The 16,642-nt window shown below is 41.1% G+C and carries 15 protein-coding genes; 2 read left to right on the top strand and 13 right to left on the bottom strand.

From position 1 onward, the window contains the following. Positions 1-343: 343 nt before the first annotated feature. A complete protein-coding gene (locus ACYQ2O_RS06275; protein ID WP_143009195.1) occupies positions 344-490 on the top strand; it encodes a lmo0937 family membrane protein in 147 nt (48 codons plus the stop codon). A gap of 574 nt (positions 491-1,064) precedes the next feature. Here the strand turns inward: ACYQ2O_RS06275 and ACYQ2O_RS06270 are convergent. The 12 genes from ACYQ2O_RS06270 to ACYQ2O_RS06215 all read right to left on the bottom strand — a co-directional run bounded on the left by ACYQ2O_RS06270 (position 1,065) and on the right by ACYQ2O_RS06215 (position 14,015). Then, on the bottom strand, positions 1,065-1,916 hold the full coding sequence (locus tag ACYQ2O_RS06270) for a M15 family metallopeptidase (protein WP_346024288.1): 852 nt from the start codon (positions 1,914-1,916) through the stop codon (positions 1,065-1,067). A gap of 266 nt (positions 1,917-2,182) precedes the next feature. Continuing rightward, on the bottom strand, positions 2,183-2,419 hold the full coding sequence (locus ACYQ2O_RS06265) for a beta/alpha barrel domain-containing protein (protein ID WP_428830599.1): 237 nt from the start codon (positions 2,417-2,419) through the stop codon (positions 2,183-2,185). Positions 2,420-2,448: 29 nt separating this feature from the next. Further along, positions 2,449-3,543 (bottom strand): hypothetical protein, encoded by a 1,095-nt coding sequence (locus ACYQ2O_RS06260; protein ID WP_459796225.1) that lies wholly within the window; start codon positions 3,541-3,543, stop codon positions 2,449-2,451. A 677-nt stretch (positions 3,544-4,220) separates the two neighbouring features. Beyond that, a complete protein-coding gene (locus ACYQ2O_RS06255) occupies positions 4,221-4,415 on the bottom strand; it encodes a YwbE family protein (RefSeq protein ID WP_346024290.1) in 195 nt (64 codons plus the stop codon). Positions 4,416-4,970: 555 nt separating this feature from the next. Next, positions 4,971-5,531: an RNA 2',3'-cyclic phosphodiesterase gene (gene thpR, locus ACYQ2O_RS06250; protein ID WP_346024291.1), complete on the bottom strand. Its 561-nt coding sequence runs from the start codon at positions 5,529-5,531 to the stop codon at positions 4,971-4,973. A 154-nt stretch (positions 5,532-5,685) separates the two neighbouring features. Further along, positions 5,686-7,041 carry a YjiH family protein gene (locus ACYQ2O_RS06245; RefSeq protein WP_346024292.1) on the bottom strand — a complete coding sequence of 452 codons (1,356 nt, stop codon included), beginning with the start codon at positions 7,039-7,041 and terminating at the stop codon, positions 5,686-5,688. A gap of 423 nt (positions 7,042-7,464) precedes the next feature. Further along, the gene (locus tag ACYQ2O_RS06240) at positions 7,465-7,665 is read right to left on the bottom strand and encodes a cold-shock protein (protein WP_091266550.1); all 201 of its coding nucleotides are present in this window, start codon (positions 7,663-7,665) and stop codon (positions 7,465-7,467) included. Between the two features lie 201 nt (positions 7,666-7,866). Then, positions 7,867-8,718 carry an aldo/keto reductase gene (locus tag ACYQ2O_RS06235; RefSeq protein ID WP_346024293.1) on the bottom strand — a complete coding sequence of 284 codons (852 nt, stop codon included), beginning with the start codon at positions 8,716-8,718 and terminating at the stop codon, positions 7,867-7,869. Positions 8,719-8,988: 270 nt separating this feature from the next. Next, positions 8,989-9,999, bottom strand: coding sequence for a tRNA dihydrouridine synthase (locus ACYQ2O_RS06230; RefSeq protein ID WP_346024294.1), 1,011 nt, complete (start codon positions 9,997-9,999; stop codon positions 8,989-8,991). 706 nt (positions 10,000-10,705) lie between these two features. After that, entirely contained in the window at positions 10,706-12,019 is a 1,314-nt protein-coding gene (locus ACYQ2O_RS06225) for an SH3 domain-containing protein (protein WP_346024296.1), read from the bottom strand. 33 nt (positions 12,020-12,052) lie between these two features. Then, positions 12,053-13,024: a Gfo/Idh/MocA family protein gene (locus ACYQ2O_RS06220; protein ID WP_346024297.1), complete on the bottom strand. Its 972-nt coding sequence runs from the start codon at positions 13,022-13,024 to the stop codon at positions 12,053-12,055. A gap of 115 nt (positions 13,025-13,139) precedes the next feature. Next, a complete protein-coding gene (locus tag ACYQ2O_RS06215; RefSeq protein ID WP_346024298.1) occupies positions 13,140-14,015 on the bottom strand; it encodes a DUF6671 family protein in 876 nt (291 codons plus the stop codon). A 251-nt stretch (positions 14,016-14,266) separates the two neighbouring features. Between ACYQ2O_RS06215 and ACYQ2O_RS06210 the strand changes: the two genes are divergently transcribed. Then, complete coding sequence (locus ACYQ2O_RS06210) at positions 14,267-15,757, top strand: IS5 family transposase (protein WP_428830600.1); 1,491 nt, start codon at positions 14,267-14,269, stop codon at positions 15,755-15,757. Positions 15,758-15,948: 191 nt separating this feature from the next. Here the strand turns inward: ACYQ2O_RS06210 and ACYQ2O_RS06205 are convergent, their stop codons facing one another. Then, positions 15,949-16,488, bottom strand: coding sequence for a flavodoxin family protein (locus ACYQ2O_RS06205; RefSeq protein ID WP_346024300.1), 540 nt, complete (start codon positions 16,486-16,488; stop codon positions 15,949-15,951). Between the last annotated feature and the right edge of the window lie 154 nt (positions 16,489-16,642).

Raw genomic sequence — 16,642 nt, 5'->3', positions numbered from 1 at the left:
ACTAATAAGAAAAGGTCTTGAGAAATAACTTCAAGCTATCGCTTGACCGACATTCATCTCCCACTTTCACTGGTGCTTCGTACCCATACGTTTAGAAGTGGGAGACTTCTTTCGGAATTACGTTAAACAGGCGTATCCAATACTCATAAGATTCTCCTCATACAGGTGTTATACATATAGTCTATCACTGATCGATTTATTTCACTAATGTTGTGAATGAACAGCTGATACCTTCTGATTTCAAGTGATCTTCCTGTATATTTAATAATTCGAGCATATCATTATACATGTGTCGTTCTCCTCTGTTATACTCAATTTATAAAAATAAAGGAGTGAGTTAATAATGTTGTGGACACTTATTGGACTTTTGATTTTATTCTGGATCCTGGGACTTGTATTTGAAATCGCTGGTGGTCTGGTTCATATCCTGCTTGTTATTGCCCTGATTGTATTTATCTTTAATATGATCACTGGTAGAAGAGGTAGGTAGCTTAATTCCCTCTTCATTGCTACTTATTATTAAGAAAAGGCTCCGTACGCACAGTGAGGAGTCTCTTCTTTTTTTATAAAAATGAGTACTGGGGTAAATATTATGCAAAAATATAAACAGAACGAATTGGAGGTAATGATACGGCATGCCCAGTATGTACCATCAGTAAACAGCGTATTTCCTTGGATATACTTAAACACCTGAATAGCATGGTCACTGATTATTTTACTCATAGAGACTATCTGCACAAAGTCACTGATTCGATTATATTAACGACCGAAGATGCCACTAAAGACCTGCTAGATTTTCTTCTGACAATGAATCTGACTGATCGTGACAGATTTAAAGTGTCAGATCAATCTGACACTTTTTTTTGAATATATTCTATTCAAAAATGCTTCAGGACCTGTACGCGGTCTGAAGCATTTTTTATGTTAATCAGTCAATTCCAGACGTATTGTGGTTTCATCAAGAGATCGCTGAATACGCTGACGGTCTGTGTCTGTAAACTCAAATGAAGATTAAAACAAGCCCAGCTATTGTCAGCCTCCCATCTTTTTTCTGCTTACTGCGACTATTTTTCGATATCAATATCTATCCCTATTTCCAGAAGGTATTCCTCATAAGTCAGTCCACTTTCTGCAATGTCCCCTGCCAGTTCTTCTCCTAAGTATCTTAAGTGCCAAGGCTCATACTGATAACCTGTAATCTCTTCCTTCCCTTCCGGGTATCTGATAATATAACCGAACTCATGGGCATGTTCTTCCACCCATAGCCCTTCCGGTGTTTCACCAAATCTTTCAGTCAGCTTAAAATTTACACTTTCGCTCGTTACATCTATTGCCAAACCAGTCTGATGTTCACTTTCACCTGGCCGAGCGCTGTAGCGATTAGCCGCTTCGAGACCATCTCTATCTACATATCGATCAAATAATTGTGTTTGAGTCTGATATGATCGATAACCTGAACGAGCATAAAGTACTATCCCCTCATCATTTGCAGAATAAAACATTTCTCTTAAAGCCTGTGCAGCTCTCTCTCTCATATTAGTTAAATTAGGATCGTCAAAAACTGTCGGTAAGTCCAAAGGGACAAGATCATCTGGGGAATAGTCTTCCGGAAGGGCATACTGCTTATTGACCAGGACTTTTATGCTGTCAGGATCAAGCAGGTCCTCTTCCATATCAATAGTGATGACAGGTTCATCAGACTCAACATCCTCATCTTCTTCAAATTGAGTTCCTTCTTCAGTTTCATTGTTTTCTCCATCATTAATTTCTGCTTCATCATTATCCTTAGTCTCTTCCTGAGGCATTTCTTCAACTATTTCTCCAAGTTCCTCTTCGGAATCGTTATCTGTACATCCATTAAGAAGAAACAAGCTCATCAGAATACTAGTAGATAGTCTGAACTGTTTGTATGTCAATTGTATGCTCCTTTTTATTCTTTTAATATCTATCACAATAGGTATACAATACCATAAATTACCTGTCTTCTCTATTACATTCTACCTTGTTCTATTTTATAATAAACTAAATGGATATACCTAAAATTCAGTTTGTTCCATAAATGGACAAATTAAGACCAGCACATTCATTATGTCCATGTCTGATTAAATTGTTCTATATCGGTTTCCATCCATTCTCATTGTACAGCGGATCCAGCCCGTCAGCGAGACGACTTATCTGCTGCTCATAGTATCTGATCCCCATGGGCAGCATGAATCTGAACACCCGTAAAGCCAGCCTTTCTTGCAATTTCAGCTGCTAGACCAAACCTATCAGTTATAGCAGTATTCTCTTCTATATTTAAAACTCTGGGTGGATTGAAGAAAGAACAATACAGTTTTTTTAAGGCAACTTCACTTGGAGCCATCGATGTACCCGATAGCGAACAAGGCGATTGTCTGCCTGGTTGATTCAGCTGCATCCACAGATGTGTCTGCTGTTTTCAACCCTTCAGCGTTTCAGTCTTTTCCAGCTCGAACGCATATAGAAGTTCAAAGGTGAACGTTCATCTATGAATGCTTTCCATTCATATGACATCGGCCATTCCCGATAAACAGGTTCACGCCTATACAAGAAGCGCAACGACCATTTTTCTGGTATCGGAGACCATCCTTCAGTAGGGCAGCACTTAATCTTTACACTGTTTTCTCTTTTAATCACACGATACCTTCCAATCAGCAAACCCAGAGAAGGATGACAACTGATCTGAAAAATTCCTTCTTTCACTTTATTATGCTCCATCGTCAATATATCAGGAAAAGGGGGAACAAATGACAGTTGAACTGGATAAATAGGAGTAGGGTATCTCAGGGTACGAATAGCTGGACTTGATTCCTGCCAGTTCAGTTCAAGAATACAGTCTTTAGTTCTTACCGTTTCCTCTCTCTCATTTAACGACATAACAGACATATGCTCATCTGAATATGGGTTGAATTTAACAATCAACGGTTTGGCGCTGTAGCGGCTGAAGTACATTCGCATCCCATCCATCGTAACCGGGAGATTATCCAATTTATGTGACTGCTCGCCAATATGAATGTCAACGACCGTATGATTTTTTCGAACAAAATAGAAATCGAACAGATATACGAGGGGAAGATAGGAGGGAGTCTGAGAAGATGCTCCCACTGGTGCAAGCAGATTAAATGGCGAGCGTTTTTTGAAGTTTTTTTCGTGTATCTTCAATTTGATTTTTCTGCCATACTTATCAGTAAAACGATATAAAACCTGAACACCTTTATGGCCGATATCAAAGGATGCAACATCAAAAGCACATTCTATTTTCTCATTCAGCCCTTTGCCGAAAGTGTCATATGTCTTGTTCTCAATTCTAAGAGAAGGCTGATAATAGACATCGATCTTACCGTCCGTCCTCCACCCCAAAATAACATGTCCTCTTCCATAGGTACTATCGTTATAATATTGAGGCTCAAACCCGATATAAAAAGTGTCCGGATCTTTTTCAAAGTTGATTTGAAGCAGCCTTTCCATCGGCTCAAGAGTAAACCTGAATGGATTGATGAGTTTAACTGAATCCTGTTTCATACTCTCACATCCTTTTTATACAGAACGTACAGATGAACTATCGGGTAATGATCAGACTTGTTAATGTTGACTATGGTTGAGGGCAATTCGTCAATAAGTTGAGTCACCTGCAAGTAAGTCATTCTCTTATCTCACGAACCATTACATTTGTTTTTATTCCTACTTCTATTATACATTGGAAAAATAAAAACTGTAATCATAATGCATGTTTTTAGGGATATAATTGCACTTCTAGAATTATCAGTTTAACGTAATTCCGAAAGAAGTCTCCCACTTCTAAGCGTATGGGTGCGAAGCACCAGTGAAAGTGGGAGATGAATTTCGGTCAAGCGATAGCTTGAAGTGGTTAATGTCATTCTCATTTGGTATACTTTATATATAGACGATAACCAAGTCTATATAGGCGACAACCAAGCCTACTGAGTATTCCTTGGCGTTAGCCAAGTAAAAGAAAACCTATGAGGCAGGGACTGCCTTTTGAGCCTACCCATATCCGATTCCTCTGTCTGCATGAAACCTGTGCAGACAAGAATGGAGTTCGTAGGAAGCCCCCACTTCAAAATCCGGAGGATTTAAGTGGTGGGTAGTTCACTGCCCTGTTCCATGTAAACTTAAGTATGTTCATTAAGCTGAATTAAAAAAATCTGCCATAAACTGGCAGATTTTTCGTATCCTATTTATTTTATAACTTCCTTCACACGACCAACCACTTTATCTTCCAGCATCACTTTGATTCCGTGAGGATGTGTAGGCGACTTGGTCAGTAATCTACTGACTACCCCTTCTGTCAATTTTCCTGACCTCTGATCCTGCTTCTGCACGACTTTGACTTTATCTCCTGGTTTTATGTTGCTGCGTTTTGTACCATCCATAGTCTATCTCCTCGCTTTAAAATACTTTCTAAAACACTTGAACACATCACTTGATTTCAATATTCACATCACTTCTTAAAGTATACAGACATTTTACGTCAATTGACATGCTATGAAATAAACTTTTCATATATAAACCAAACCTATAGAGGGTAAACCTTATTATAATAACATTCGTTATGATAGAATAATCATAAGGAGATTAATATTTTATGCCCTTTCAGAAAGGAGTGACCCTTCTTTTTTTGCCTCATCAAAATATTGAAAGACAAGTATACGGCATGTAAAAACAGATTACTTTCGGCTCTTGAGACGTTTCAACTTGATCATGGGTTTCTTCATCTTATTCAAGGCATACTCATGCTTGGATTTGCACTATTCATAGATCGTATAGCCGAGTTCATAGTCCCTGTCATGTCCTATTTTCTCTCATTCGATATCACTCAGATGCAACTGGTTACAGAACCTTCTCAGTTAGGTGAACTTCCATTTAGTATAACTGTTTCTTTCCGCAGCCGATGTCACTGCGATGGGTTCAGATCTCAACGAGGGCTTTTACTCTGTTATGTCTTTACGAACTGGTTTGACGTATATAGGCCTGTATATAAGCTCGCCATTCAGCCGTGTACTTTCCATTAAAGAAATCTTATCGACTTCAATTTCTACAGGTGGGACAGGCTGGCTCTGACTCCATTCCTCAAAATCCTGACTGAAAACGATCTGTCTCCCCAAAGTAATGTGCGGCGTATACTCTCCTTTTTCAGCAGTTTGCTCTTCTTCATTCAATACGTCACTGATTTGTTCGTTGACCTTTTTCAGCTGTCTTATGTCACCATCGACCCCAACCCATATGATGCGCTTGCTTCGTTTATTGAAAGACCCCAGTTTACCAAGACTAAGCTTAAACGGCACGTTATGCTCAGCACATTTATCGATCGCTTTGCTGATTTGACCGATTCTTTCGCTGTCAGCTTCTCCGATAAAGTAAAGAGTTAGATGAAAATTGGAAACGGCTGTAAACCGTCCCTTTTCAGCCGTTACTTTAACTTTTGACTGAATTTCAGCCAGCTTTTCTTTGACCTCTTCTTCCAGCTCGATAGCAATGAATACTCTCATCTTCTGCTCCTCCTCTCGTGTGCCCTAAAACTAAATTTTTTTATTCTCGAATCACTTAAGCTAATACTTCCTATACCTTAACTGAAAAAGTGATTTATCTCTAATAAAAAAAGGGCACTTCACCGAGAAGTGTCCCTTTTTGTCTGTTATGTGTTTAAAACGAGATGACTCCCATCCAGCCCAGAATATTTGTAAGAACAAGCAGGACAGGTATGGATAAAACTGTTCTGAATAAGAAGACTTTGACTACATCCCAGAAGTTCAGGCCAATTTTAGTTTTAACCAGAATCATGCCCGTCTCTGACATGAAGACGAGTTGTGTAAAGGCCAGCACTCCGATGAAAAATCGGGCAGCTTCAGATTCTGCTCCACTGATGAACAGTGCTGGAAGATACATATCAGCAAAACCTGCTAGTGAAGCGGGTGCCATTTGAGCAGCTACTTCACTGCTGTAACCAAGGAAATCATAAACGGGCACAAGCGGTGCACTGATGAAGTCGAAGAATGGTGTATATTCTGCAATGACAAGGGAGATTGTTCCCACTGCCATAATAATAGGCAAGAATCCCACATAGATATCCACAATGTTTTTCAGTGCCTCTAAAAGTGCCCCTTTGATAGAGGTCTGTTCTGCCTGCTCGATCGCTGCCTCATATGAGTGCTCCATGATCGATTTGTCTTCAGGAACTTCTACTGATTTAGGCTCTATGCCTTTGTAGTATTCCGGCTCGAATTTCTTAAGCGGCAGTCGGGCAGTAATGAAAGCAAGGATCAGAGTTACAACGGCGATCGATCCATAAAATATAGGAAAAATTGCACTGAAGCCAAGAAGATCCGCAACAGCCGCCGCAAAAGCGATACCGACTATGGAGAAGCTTGTCGCAATAATGTAGGCCTCTCTTTTGTTATAGTATCCCCTCTGATACTGTTTATCTGTTACGACAATACCTATCGTCCCATCACCAACAAATGAAGCAATTGCATCGATCAGTGAATACCCAGGCACTCTGAACAGTTTTTCAACTACGGGACCTAGAAGTATGCCGACAAACTCTACGATTCCAAAATGAGTGAGTAACGGCAGTGCTAGAATACCAACAAAAAACGTGATATATAATGTCGTCAAGAGGCCATCTTCCCCTGCCATCAGTCCTCCCGTATCTGGATCCAGAATCATATCTGCAAGTGCGTTCCCTTCAAACCAGCTATAAACGACCATTAAGTATAAAAAGGATCCGATCAGTCTCAATGCCACATTGATCGGCGTAGTTTTGAAAATATCATTCAAAAAGCGGCTATCCGATGTATAGAACAGAAACACAACTGTGGCGATCAGAACAATCCATGCCGACAGTGCTGTAAATGTTATGAATAAATCCAGTATATTATCCGTAACCAGATAAATAATATGAGAAATCATAATACGTCTTTCTCCACCGATAGTAAATGGGACTAGGAAAAAGACGAACCCCAGTAAAGATAAAAATATGAACTTAAATTTATTAATCATGTATAAACCCTCCATTATTATCGCTCATCAGAATAGCATGTTTAAAGCAGTAATACAATAAAAGTTTTATCATTTTCCATTCTTGATATAGTTTTGTCGTGAATAAAAATACTCAGTTGCTTCACTTTCACTCTACCGTTATTCATAACCTTTACCAAAAAACTCCTCACACGTTTGACGAGGAATTTAAAGATAATCATATCATGTGACTGTATTATGAACTATCTATTTTTCGTATAACAGCATATTGTATTACAGTCTTTGCCCTTGTTCTGAACACTCTCTGATCATTGATATACATCGATTGAATTGAAAATTATATACTCCTGCCATTCAATATCATATATATATTATCAGAAATAAAAAAAGACAAGGTCAGGACTCATCGTCCTGCCTTGCCTTCATCTATATTGGTTTAGGTTATTAAGCCTTAGTAACGTTTGCTGCTTGAAGTCCGCGGTTGCCTTCTTCAATGTCAAAGTTTACTGCTTGGCCTTCGTCTAAAGATTTGAATCCTTCTTCTTGGATAGCTGAGAAGTGTACGAATACATCGTCTGCTCCGTCACGTTCGATAAATCCAAAACCTTTTTCTGCGTTAAACCATTTTACTGTACCTGTTTCCATAATAAAATTCCTCCTCGTGCCTTTAGCACTTTAAATTTACATGATTGCTTAAGGGCCAATTCGGAATGCATTACACAGTTCGTAAAATGTCTCTTACAATATGTTAAACCTAGTGTAACACATGATCGCAATAAAACCTAATTAATTTTCAAAATGTCTTATTTCTGACTTAATTAACCATTAACAGAAATAATCACCCTATTATCTTTCCTGAAAATCTTCTGGTGTGCTTAATTCATCGAAAGTCAATCCATCAAAATAAGTCATTTCTTCGTCAGTCAGTTCAAAATCAAAGATATCAGCATTAGATTTAATCCGTTCTGCATGTACAGATTTAGTCAATGTAACAAAGCCATGCTGGACACCCCATCTCAATAAAAGCTGGGCAATGGATTTTCCGTACTTGTCAGTCATTTTTTGCACAGTCGTATCTTCACCTAAATATTTCATAGGAGAAAGGGGTGACCACCCTTCGATGACAATATCGTTTTCACGGTTTAACTTAACGGTTTCTTTCTGAAGAACACCTGGGTGCAGACGAATCTGATTGACCATCGGCTTGATGCGGGAATTATCCAAAATATTGTTCAGATGAGGGACAGCAAAATTACTGACACCGATCGCTTTAAGTTTCCCTTCATCATACAAGTCTTCCAGCGCACGCCATGTGTCAATATTATCCTGTTTCCAGTCTCCACCGTTATTTTTTACAACCGGCCAGTGAATAAGAAAGAGGTCCAGGTAGTCCAGATCAAGTTTTTTCAGTGATTCTTCTATTGTCTTACGGGCACTGTCGTAGCCGTGATTCATATTGTTGAGTTTGCTGGTAACAAACAGCTCTTCACGCGGGATACCGCTTTCCTTGATTCCTTTACCGACAAATTCTTCATTCTGGTACATCTGAGCTGTATCAATATGACGATAGCCTACTTTAACTGCGTTCTTTACTCCATCAACAGCCTCCTGAGGATCAGTCACTTGCCATGTCCCATATCCTAGAATGGGGATCTTCACACCATTTGATAAGGTGTATGTATCGCTTAAACTTGTCATACTTTTTCCTCCCGATAATTAATTTGACAGGGCCTCTCTGACCCTGAAACTATTTGAACTGACTCATAAGCGAAACACTTCCAGTTGTCAATTAATATGGGTGCCGAATGGACCATATAAATTTTTTTGGCATGTTCGACCAGACTTATTTCCATCTAATAGACAATAACTTGCTTTATGGGTCATTAACCTTCCCCCAGTCTGACTGTCATTTGATACATCTGATCTTGATTATAAAAAAGACTTTGCTTTTTCAGCAAAGTCTCTCTGTTATGCATGGTTTTCTACGGGCCGGTCACTTTCTTCAGCTTCAAAGCTCTTGAGTCTGTCTTCAAATTCATCTAGCAGTACTCTTACTTCATCTGTCGTGACTGTTTCCATCAGCTGTTGTCTCAGTTCACTGGCTCCTCGCATCCCTCGGACATAAATCTTGAAGAATCGACGGAGCGGTTTGAACGCTCGTCCTGCTTCCACACCGTAAGTGTCGAATAAATCGAGATGCAATCTGAGCAGATCGAGCATTTCCTCACTGCTGTGTTCTCTGGCTTCTTTTTCAAAAGCAAACGGATTCTTAAAGACTCCGCGTCCGATCATAACTCCATCGACACCTGTTTTCTCTACCAGTTTGAGTCCCATCTCGCGATCCATGATATCTCCATTAATCGTCAGCAGAGTATCCGGTGCGATTTCGTCACGCATTTTTTTGATTTCAGGAATCAGTTCCCAATGCGCATCGTATTTACTCATCTCTTTTTTTGTGCGCAGGTGGATCGACAGATTCACGATATCCTGTCTCAGCAGATGAGCGATCCATTCGCGCCATTCATCGAGTCTGCTGTAGCCTAAACGTGTTTTCACACTGACAGGCAGCCCACCTGCTTTCGCCGCTTCGATCAGTTCTGCAGCCACTTCAGGACGCTGAATCAGTCCGCTGCCTTTCCCTTTTCCGGCTACGTTTGGAACAGGACAGCCCATATTGATATCGATCCCGGCAAATCCTGCTTCAGCCATGCCGATACTCATTTCACGGAAATACTTGGGTTCGTCTCCCCAAATATGAGCGACCAGAGGCTGTTCATCTTCAGTGAATGTCAGTCTTCCTCTTACACTGTCACGGCCATCCGGATGACAGTAGCTGACAGAGTTCGTGAACTCAGTAAAGAAGACGTCCGGTCGTCCTGCTTCAGCGATGACATGTCTGAAAACGACATCTGTGACGTCTTCCATTGGCGCTAGAATAAAAAAGGGTTTAGGTAAGTTTTTCCAGAAATTCTCTTTCATATTAAATCCTCTCACTTTAAACATAGTTTATCGATTAATTATTTCTTTGATTACGGTCAGCTTATCACAATCGTTTTATCTAACCCTATCTATTTTAACGATTACAGCTCATTTGTCAAATTATACTTACATTTTGATAGTTCTCAAGTTCAAAGTGTGATGGAAACATGTCTGTTTTCGGGTGTCGTCACATGCTTGAGAAGACATAAACTAGGGGGAATTCACCTCATCTATAAATGTCCAGTATTGAAGCAAAGAAAAAAGAGATTTAATTGGCTTGGTGTCAAAAAGCACTGACTCCATTATAAATGAAATCAGTGCTTGAAATATAATTGATTTAGCGAGAGGTTTTGGGTGGCTGGCAGACCTCACATTTGCGCTGCCCGTTATTCTTAAACTTTGTAAAAGTCTTTTCAAATGTATTGCCACAAGCACATTTGAATGACAGTTTCTGAGAAAACCCGCGGTATTCCGTGGTCAGCAGTGTGCTTTCAGAATTGTTGTTTACGTACTTTCTTATCTCTTCAATAGTCCATCGTTTATTCATTACTTTACACCTCCATAGAGTAACGACCAGATTAGGCATCTAAAGGCATCCCCTAATCAGGTTCCAGTCGTTAGATTCCTGATGCATTATACCATGGAGATTAGATGATTGATAGGTGGTATCTACTTATAGTGTTAATCCCTTTGTATAACTGATAGATTACTGGTAAATGATCAGACCTGGCTGTGGATCGAGATCCAGAACCTCTTCAGGTGTCATTAGCGGATTGTCATAGTGGACGCCTGGCTGATCAGAGAAATGATACCAGAGTTTAAATCCTTTGTATGGAACCTCGCTGGCTTCGGTAACTTTTTCGTGTGTCGCTCGTTTGCCTTCAGGTGCCCCCCATCCCGAAGTATTGTGGACCAGAAGGACCGGATCATAATCCGCTGATATATCTTCGACATCGACGATCATTTTTTCAACAAACTGATGGAAGACAAACTGTCTCGTTCCCTGAATCTCATGCGTTTCAATGTATTCCTGCATTCTTTCCTGCACACCATTCAGTTCAGATCCAGTAATGTGTCCCACTTCCTGCATAGGTCGTTCCGTCCGCCACTCCGGGTCGAGAGCCAGATGGACATTCGGATACCTCAAGAATGACAGGATTTCATTAATTGAATAAGTCGGATGGTTGCGTCCCATCTGATGATCGATATAAACCAGGACGCCTCGCTGATATGCCGCTTCGATGTAGGACATGACCAGATCGTAATTCATCTTATGAACGACGCCTCCAGGCTGAACCGTACCGTAGACAAGATAGATGGCAGGTACCGCTCCTTTGTCTTCATCAGCATCATCATAGGCCTGAGTCGTTTCTTCAAGCAGATCGATCAGATCTTCAAAAGAATGACGCCCGACGATGCCCATAATTTCTGAATTAGGGTGGCCATAATAAGCAACCACTCGATTGTCTTCGAACAAGGTCGGCGAGGTGAAGAATTCATTCATCTCTTTATCATCAAAATTGGTCGACACATGCAGCTCATTCAGATCACTAACCGTAAATTCCGCAGAGACCCAGCCCTCATTCACATCCGAATTATGATGAGCAATCTGATACCAGGTCGCATCGTCGTTTTCCACTTCATCCAGTACACGCACTTCATTTCCTTTGGACAGGCTCCCACGGGATTCGCTGTCTTCACTGCTGTCTGCTCTGACACTCAGACGGTCAGCACTGATGTATACCAAATCTTCCTGGAGACCAAAAATAGATGCTGCCTCCTCTTCCTCTGCTTCTTCTGACTCGTCTTCTTCTGTATCTACAGACTCTTCCGATTCCGCACCTTCCTGTTCATCGTCAGTGTCTGCATCATTCTGTTCGTCAGTTTCCTCAGGTTCGTTCTCCTGAATCTCATTTGCGTCTTCCTGGTTTACATCCTCCTGGTCCTGCTCACATCCCGATAGAGCGATCGTTGATGCCAGTAACAGTGATAATGCTGCTAAGTACGGCTTTTTTGACATGGTCCCATCCTTTCTAACTATTCATTGTCCTGATTAATTTCCCGTCTTTTCCTGCGGATACACGAGCCCCATCTGTCTGCGGCATTCGTCCAGCAGACTCATGACTTCGACTGTACTGTGCGCCGATATCTTTTCGCCTTCTTTTCTGCCTGAACGGATTTCTTCAGCAACGTTTGAGAATTGCTTTCCATAGAGCAGCTCGTCCGTTTCGAATCGCTCTTCTCCATCGTCTGTCTTCAGCACAGCTTCCTTTGCCATATGGAATTTAGGAACAGTAATCGAGCCTTTCGTTCCGGTCACCTCAAAGAAGTGGCCGCCCTCTTCTGACATCGAGACATGCATGGTGGCTTTAAAGTCAGGGTAATGGAAGGTGATCTCTTCCGAATGATCGACCTCGTGCATATCTGCTTCGCAGTCGATTCGATCTGGTTTTCCAAACAGTTCGTAGGCATATCTGACATTGTAAACGCCTAGATCCATCAAGGCTCCACCCAGCATGGATGCAGTCGTCAGTCTGGGATTATCTGTCAGTTTGAGTAAAGGCACGGCGAACGCACTATCTGAGGACACGATGTCTCCTATAGCTCCCGCGTCCACCCATTCTTTGACTTTCAAGGCAGTATCATTGTGCCAGGTCCACATGGCTTCTGAAACATATACTCCTTTTTCAGCTGCATAACCAAGCAGCTCCTTTGTATCCTTTTCATTGAAGGTAAATGGCTTTTCACACAGTACAGGCTTCCCAAGGTCGATCGCCAGTTTAGTGTAATAGGCGTGCTGATCACCATTGACGTTAACATACACGCCTTCGACACCATCGGCCATAATCGCCTCTTCGGCTGTGTCATAAACTCTTCCTCCAAAGTCTTTTACAAAACCCTCGGCTTTCTCCTTTGTTCTGTTCCATGCTGCTACAATTTTATTGTCATCTGTCTGTACAAGTTCGCTGGCCGTAGTTCTGGCAATGCCCCCACAGCCGATGTAAGCCCATCCAAACTTACTCATGTCTGTCGCCTCCGATATATAGGTGTCGCGTACTCTTTACTTCTATTATATTTTGAGGTATCTTCTTTAAACCACCTAGTTTTAAAGAAGATACCTCAACTATCTTTCAAGCTGTTTAAGGATTGCAGTAACTGCATTGACCTGGATCAGCTTGTTCTATTCCTTCTGGATAAAGTTGTTCTTTATTATATCCACACTTTGTGCATTCATATTTCAGCGAGAGGGTAAGTCCTGTAGGCCGTCTGCACCATTCACAAGGGAGCCCTTTTTTGCTGCTGACTGCTTTGTATCCTGGCCATTCACATGCAGGACAAGTGGAAAGAATATTTTTTACCAGGTCTCGTGTAGCTGCTTCGATGTTCTTCATACGCTTGGGATTATACATTGCCCTTACATCTGTTTCAATGAATATCGTCCCATCTGATGACTTAGTCAATGCCTTCTGCACAGCTTCCTTCAGCTGGTCCGTGGAGGTGATGCCTTTTATCATATCGTCCGGGTCTACGGACTGTTCCTTTACTTTAACTACGATTCCAGTATCTGGAAATTCAACTGATTCAGCAAAGCTGCAGGCTTCTTCAAAGCTCGAAATTACTTTATGTTTAAAATAGGTATGTGTCGTAATTGCTGTTCCAATGATTTCCAGGTTCTGAACTTTATCTAACAGCATTACAACTTCACGGTTGCACGGTAGAAAAGGAATCATCGGGTGCGGGCCAAAAGATCCTTCACTCGACACAGCCAAGGTGCATCCAGTTAATTCTATTGCAGCTTCAGCTTTAAGCCTGGCCGCTTCCAGCTGGTTTCCCGTTCGCTCTATTTCTCCAGTAAAGGTTCCGTAACGATCAGAGTCAAAACCTTCCGGCACTTGGATATGAATCCCCAGCTCACTCTCCATAACTGGAGCGATGACTTGCTCTTTTTTATGCATCGTTGCGAGAACAGCTCTTCTGCCTTTGAATAATGCAAACCCTTCTTCTTTATTAACCACCGGTCATTCTCCTTCATTAACTTGTACATAAACAATTTGAACTACTCTATATGAGTTGTTATTTAATTTCTTATATCATACCAGTATGAGGCAGGTTTTGCATCTAATTTCATGTCTATATAGTGTATACTGAACAATTCTAAAACAATGTCATTCCAACATTTACTTCTGTTTTTTGGTATCCTAAGTGCAAGGCTTTTTAATCATTGAGTGATAAAACCGTGCACTTTTACATAGGGAAGGCGATGAATATGTACAAAAAACGTCCACACACGCAACTGACATTTGATGGCTTTAACCAACCATTAGGTCTCACCATGAATCCAGAGAACCGTTGGGTTCAAAAAGCGAGCCTCCTACCTTGGGAAGAGCTAGAAGAAGAATATGCCTCATTATTCAAAAGTGAAAAAGGCAATGTTGCCAAACCTTTCCGCATGGCGTTTGGTTCCCTGTTGATTCAGAAGGAATACGACTATTCTGATGAAGAATTGGTTCTTCAAATTCAAGAAAATCCCTACCTGCAGTACTTCATTGGTCTGCCTGGTTATCAAGATGAAAAGCCATTCGATTCCTCAAGTTTGGTTCATTTCCGCAAGCGATTAACCGCAGAGAAATTGGCTCATATCAACGAACGCCTCCTGGCCTTCCACGAAGAAGACGATGATGATGACGACGGTAATCAAAGTGATACTCTTTCTGATGGTGACTCTGAGAGCCAACAAAAGACTCAAGGAGAAGACGAGACGCCTTCAAACAAAGGCACCTTAATGATTGATGCCACGTGTGCGCCTTCTTATATCAAGTTTCCCCAAGATATCGTCTTATTGAATGATGCCCGCCTTCATGCAGAAAAAATCGTGGACGACCTGTGTGAAACGTATGGATCACCTAAGCCACGTATGTATCGCCGCAAAGCCCGCAAAGATTACTTGAGAATCGCTAAGAAGAAAAAGAAATCGAAAAAAATCATTCGTGCCGCCATCCGGAAGCAATTAGGCTATGTGAAGCGAGATATCCGTTACATAGAACACCTTCAAGAACAGGGTGCTGTATTAACGGAAGAACAGGCCATCCGCTTCTATATCATCCAACGTTTCTTTGAACAACAGGACTACATGTATCAAAACAAAACCCACAGTGTTCCGAATCGGATTGTCAGTTTCAGTCAACCCTATCTTCGTCCTATCGTGCGTGGAAAAGCCAAAACACCCACTGAGTTTGGAGCGAAGGTAGACATCAGCCAAGCGGCTGGGTTCCTTCGTATTGAACGGCTGTCGTTTGAAGCATTTAATGAATCTGTAGATTTAATCCCAGCGGTAAAACGGTATAAAGAGCGTACGGGTCATTATCCGGAGCGTGTTCTGGTAGATCAAATTTACCGAACGCGTGAGAACCGAGCGTTTTGTAAGAAGCATACTATCCGTCTTTCCGGTCCGAAGTTAGGAAGACCAAAAAAAGATCAAACAGTGGATAAACAAGTGGAAAGTCAAGATAATCGTGACCGCATCCAAATCGAACGAGAATTCAGCCTTGCCAAAAGATGCCATGGATTGGGCTTGATTCGCACACGGTTAGCTACGACAACCTTAACATCGATCGCTTTATCGATCGTTTCTTTGAATCTGTCCAAAATTCAAAGGGACTTTCTTTGCGCCATTTTTCGAGAGGTCTTTTTAGCTCCAATAGAACTTTTTTATCAGTCCGAAGCCAGCTCTTTTGAAAAATTATCGTTTGTTCAGTAGACACTATATAGTACTTTTACTAGCCATATTTCCGCTCAGCCTGATACAGACTGACCAGGATTTATTCAGATACACATGATCAGCTCGATGAACTTGAAAAGCTTACTGATTTTTTATAAAAAAACACTCATGAGAAAGGTCTCCTAGCGGCCCTTCTAATGAGTGTTTTGATTCCATTTCAGCTTGTAAAATCAGACATTTATCCTTTTATGAACATCTTTGATCAGGGGACGAATATAGTCCGGGCTGGAATGGTCGTAGGATCCATTCAAAGCTTGTCTTGTCCCCATTGCTGCTTCTGACTTCTCCTTTTTCCCATCCATTATCATTTTATACACTCTCATTATGGCTCTGGATCTTATCTTCATTTTTTCAAAGTTCAATCCGCTCTCAAAATAGTGAAAAGGTACTGAAGATGTTTCTGATGAATGAAAACTGTTGGCAACGATAGCCCTGACAGTCTGTTCGTCGTATGGTGCTCCCCCAGTAGCAAAGTATACAACCGGTCCAGACCATCCTGATTTATTCATTTTAGAATGAAAGGATTTGAGCTTACGCATGCGTCCAGCTCGTATACCTGCTCCAAAGACAATCAGGTCAGCATGCAAAAATTCTTCAGCCTTCACTTCTTCTAGAACCAGACAGTCACTGTCAAGTTCCTTACTGATCCATTTTGCATACTGTTTCGTCATCCCTGTTTCAGATGTGTAGATTATGACGATTTCAGCCATTGGTTCCTTTCCCTCCTTATTTGTATTGAGACACCTAGGAAACTATAGATGCTCTATATAAGTGGATTTAGGGTTTTCTCTTTTGAGTTTTCCCTCCACTTATTTTCTTTTTTTAAATTTTTTCACATTTTTATGCTTATTACTTGACTTTTGG

The organism is Alkalibacterium sp. m-11, assembly GCF_054658155.1.
Note: the sequence above shows the minus strand (reverse complement) of the source record. Positions and strands in the feature narration are given on the sequence as shown.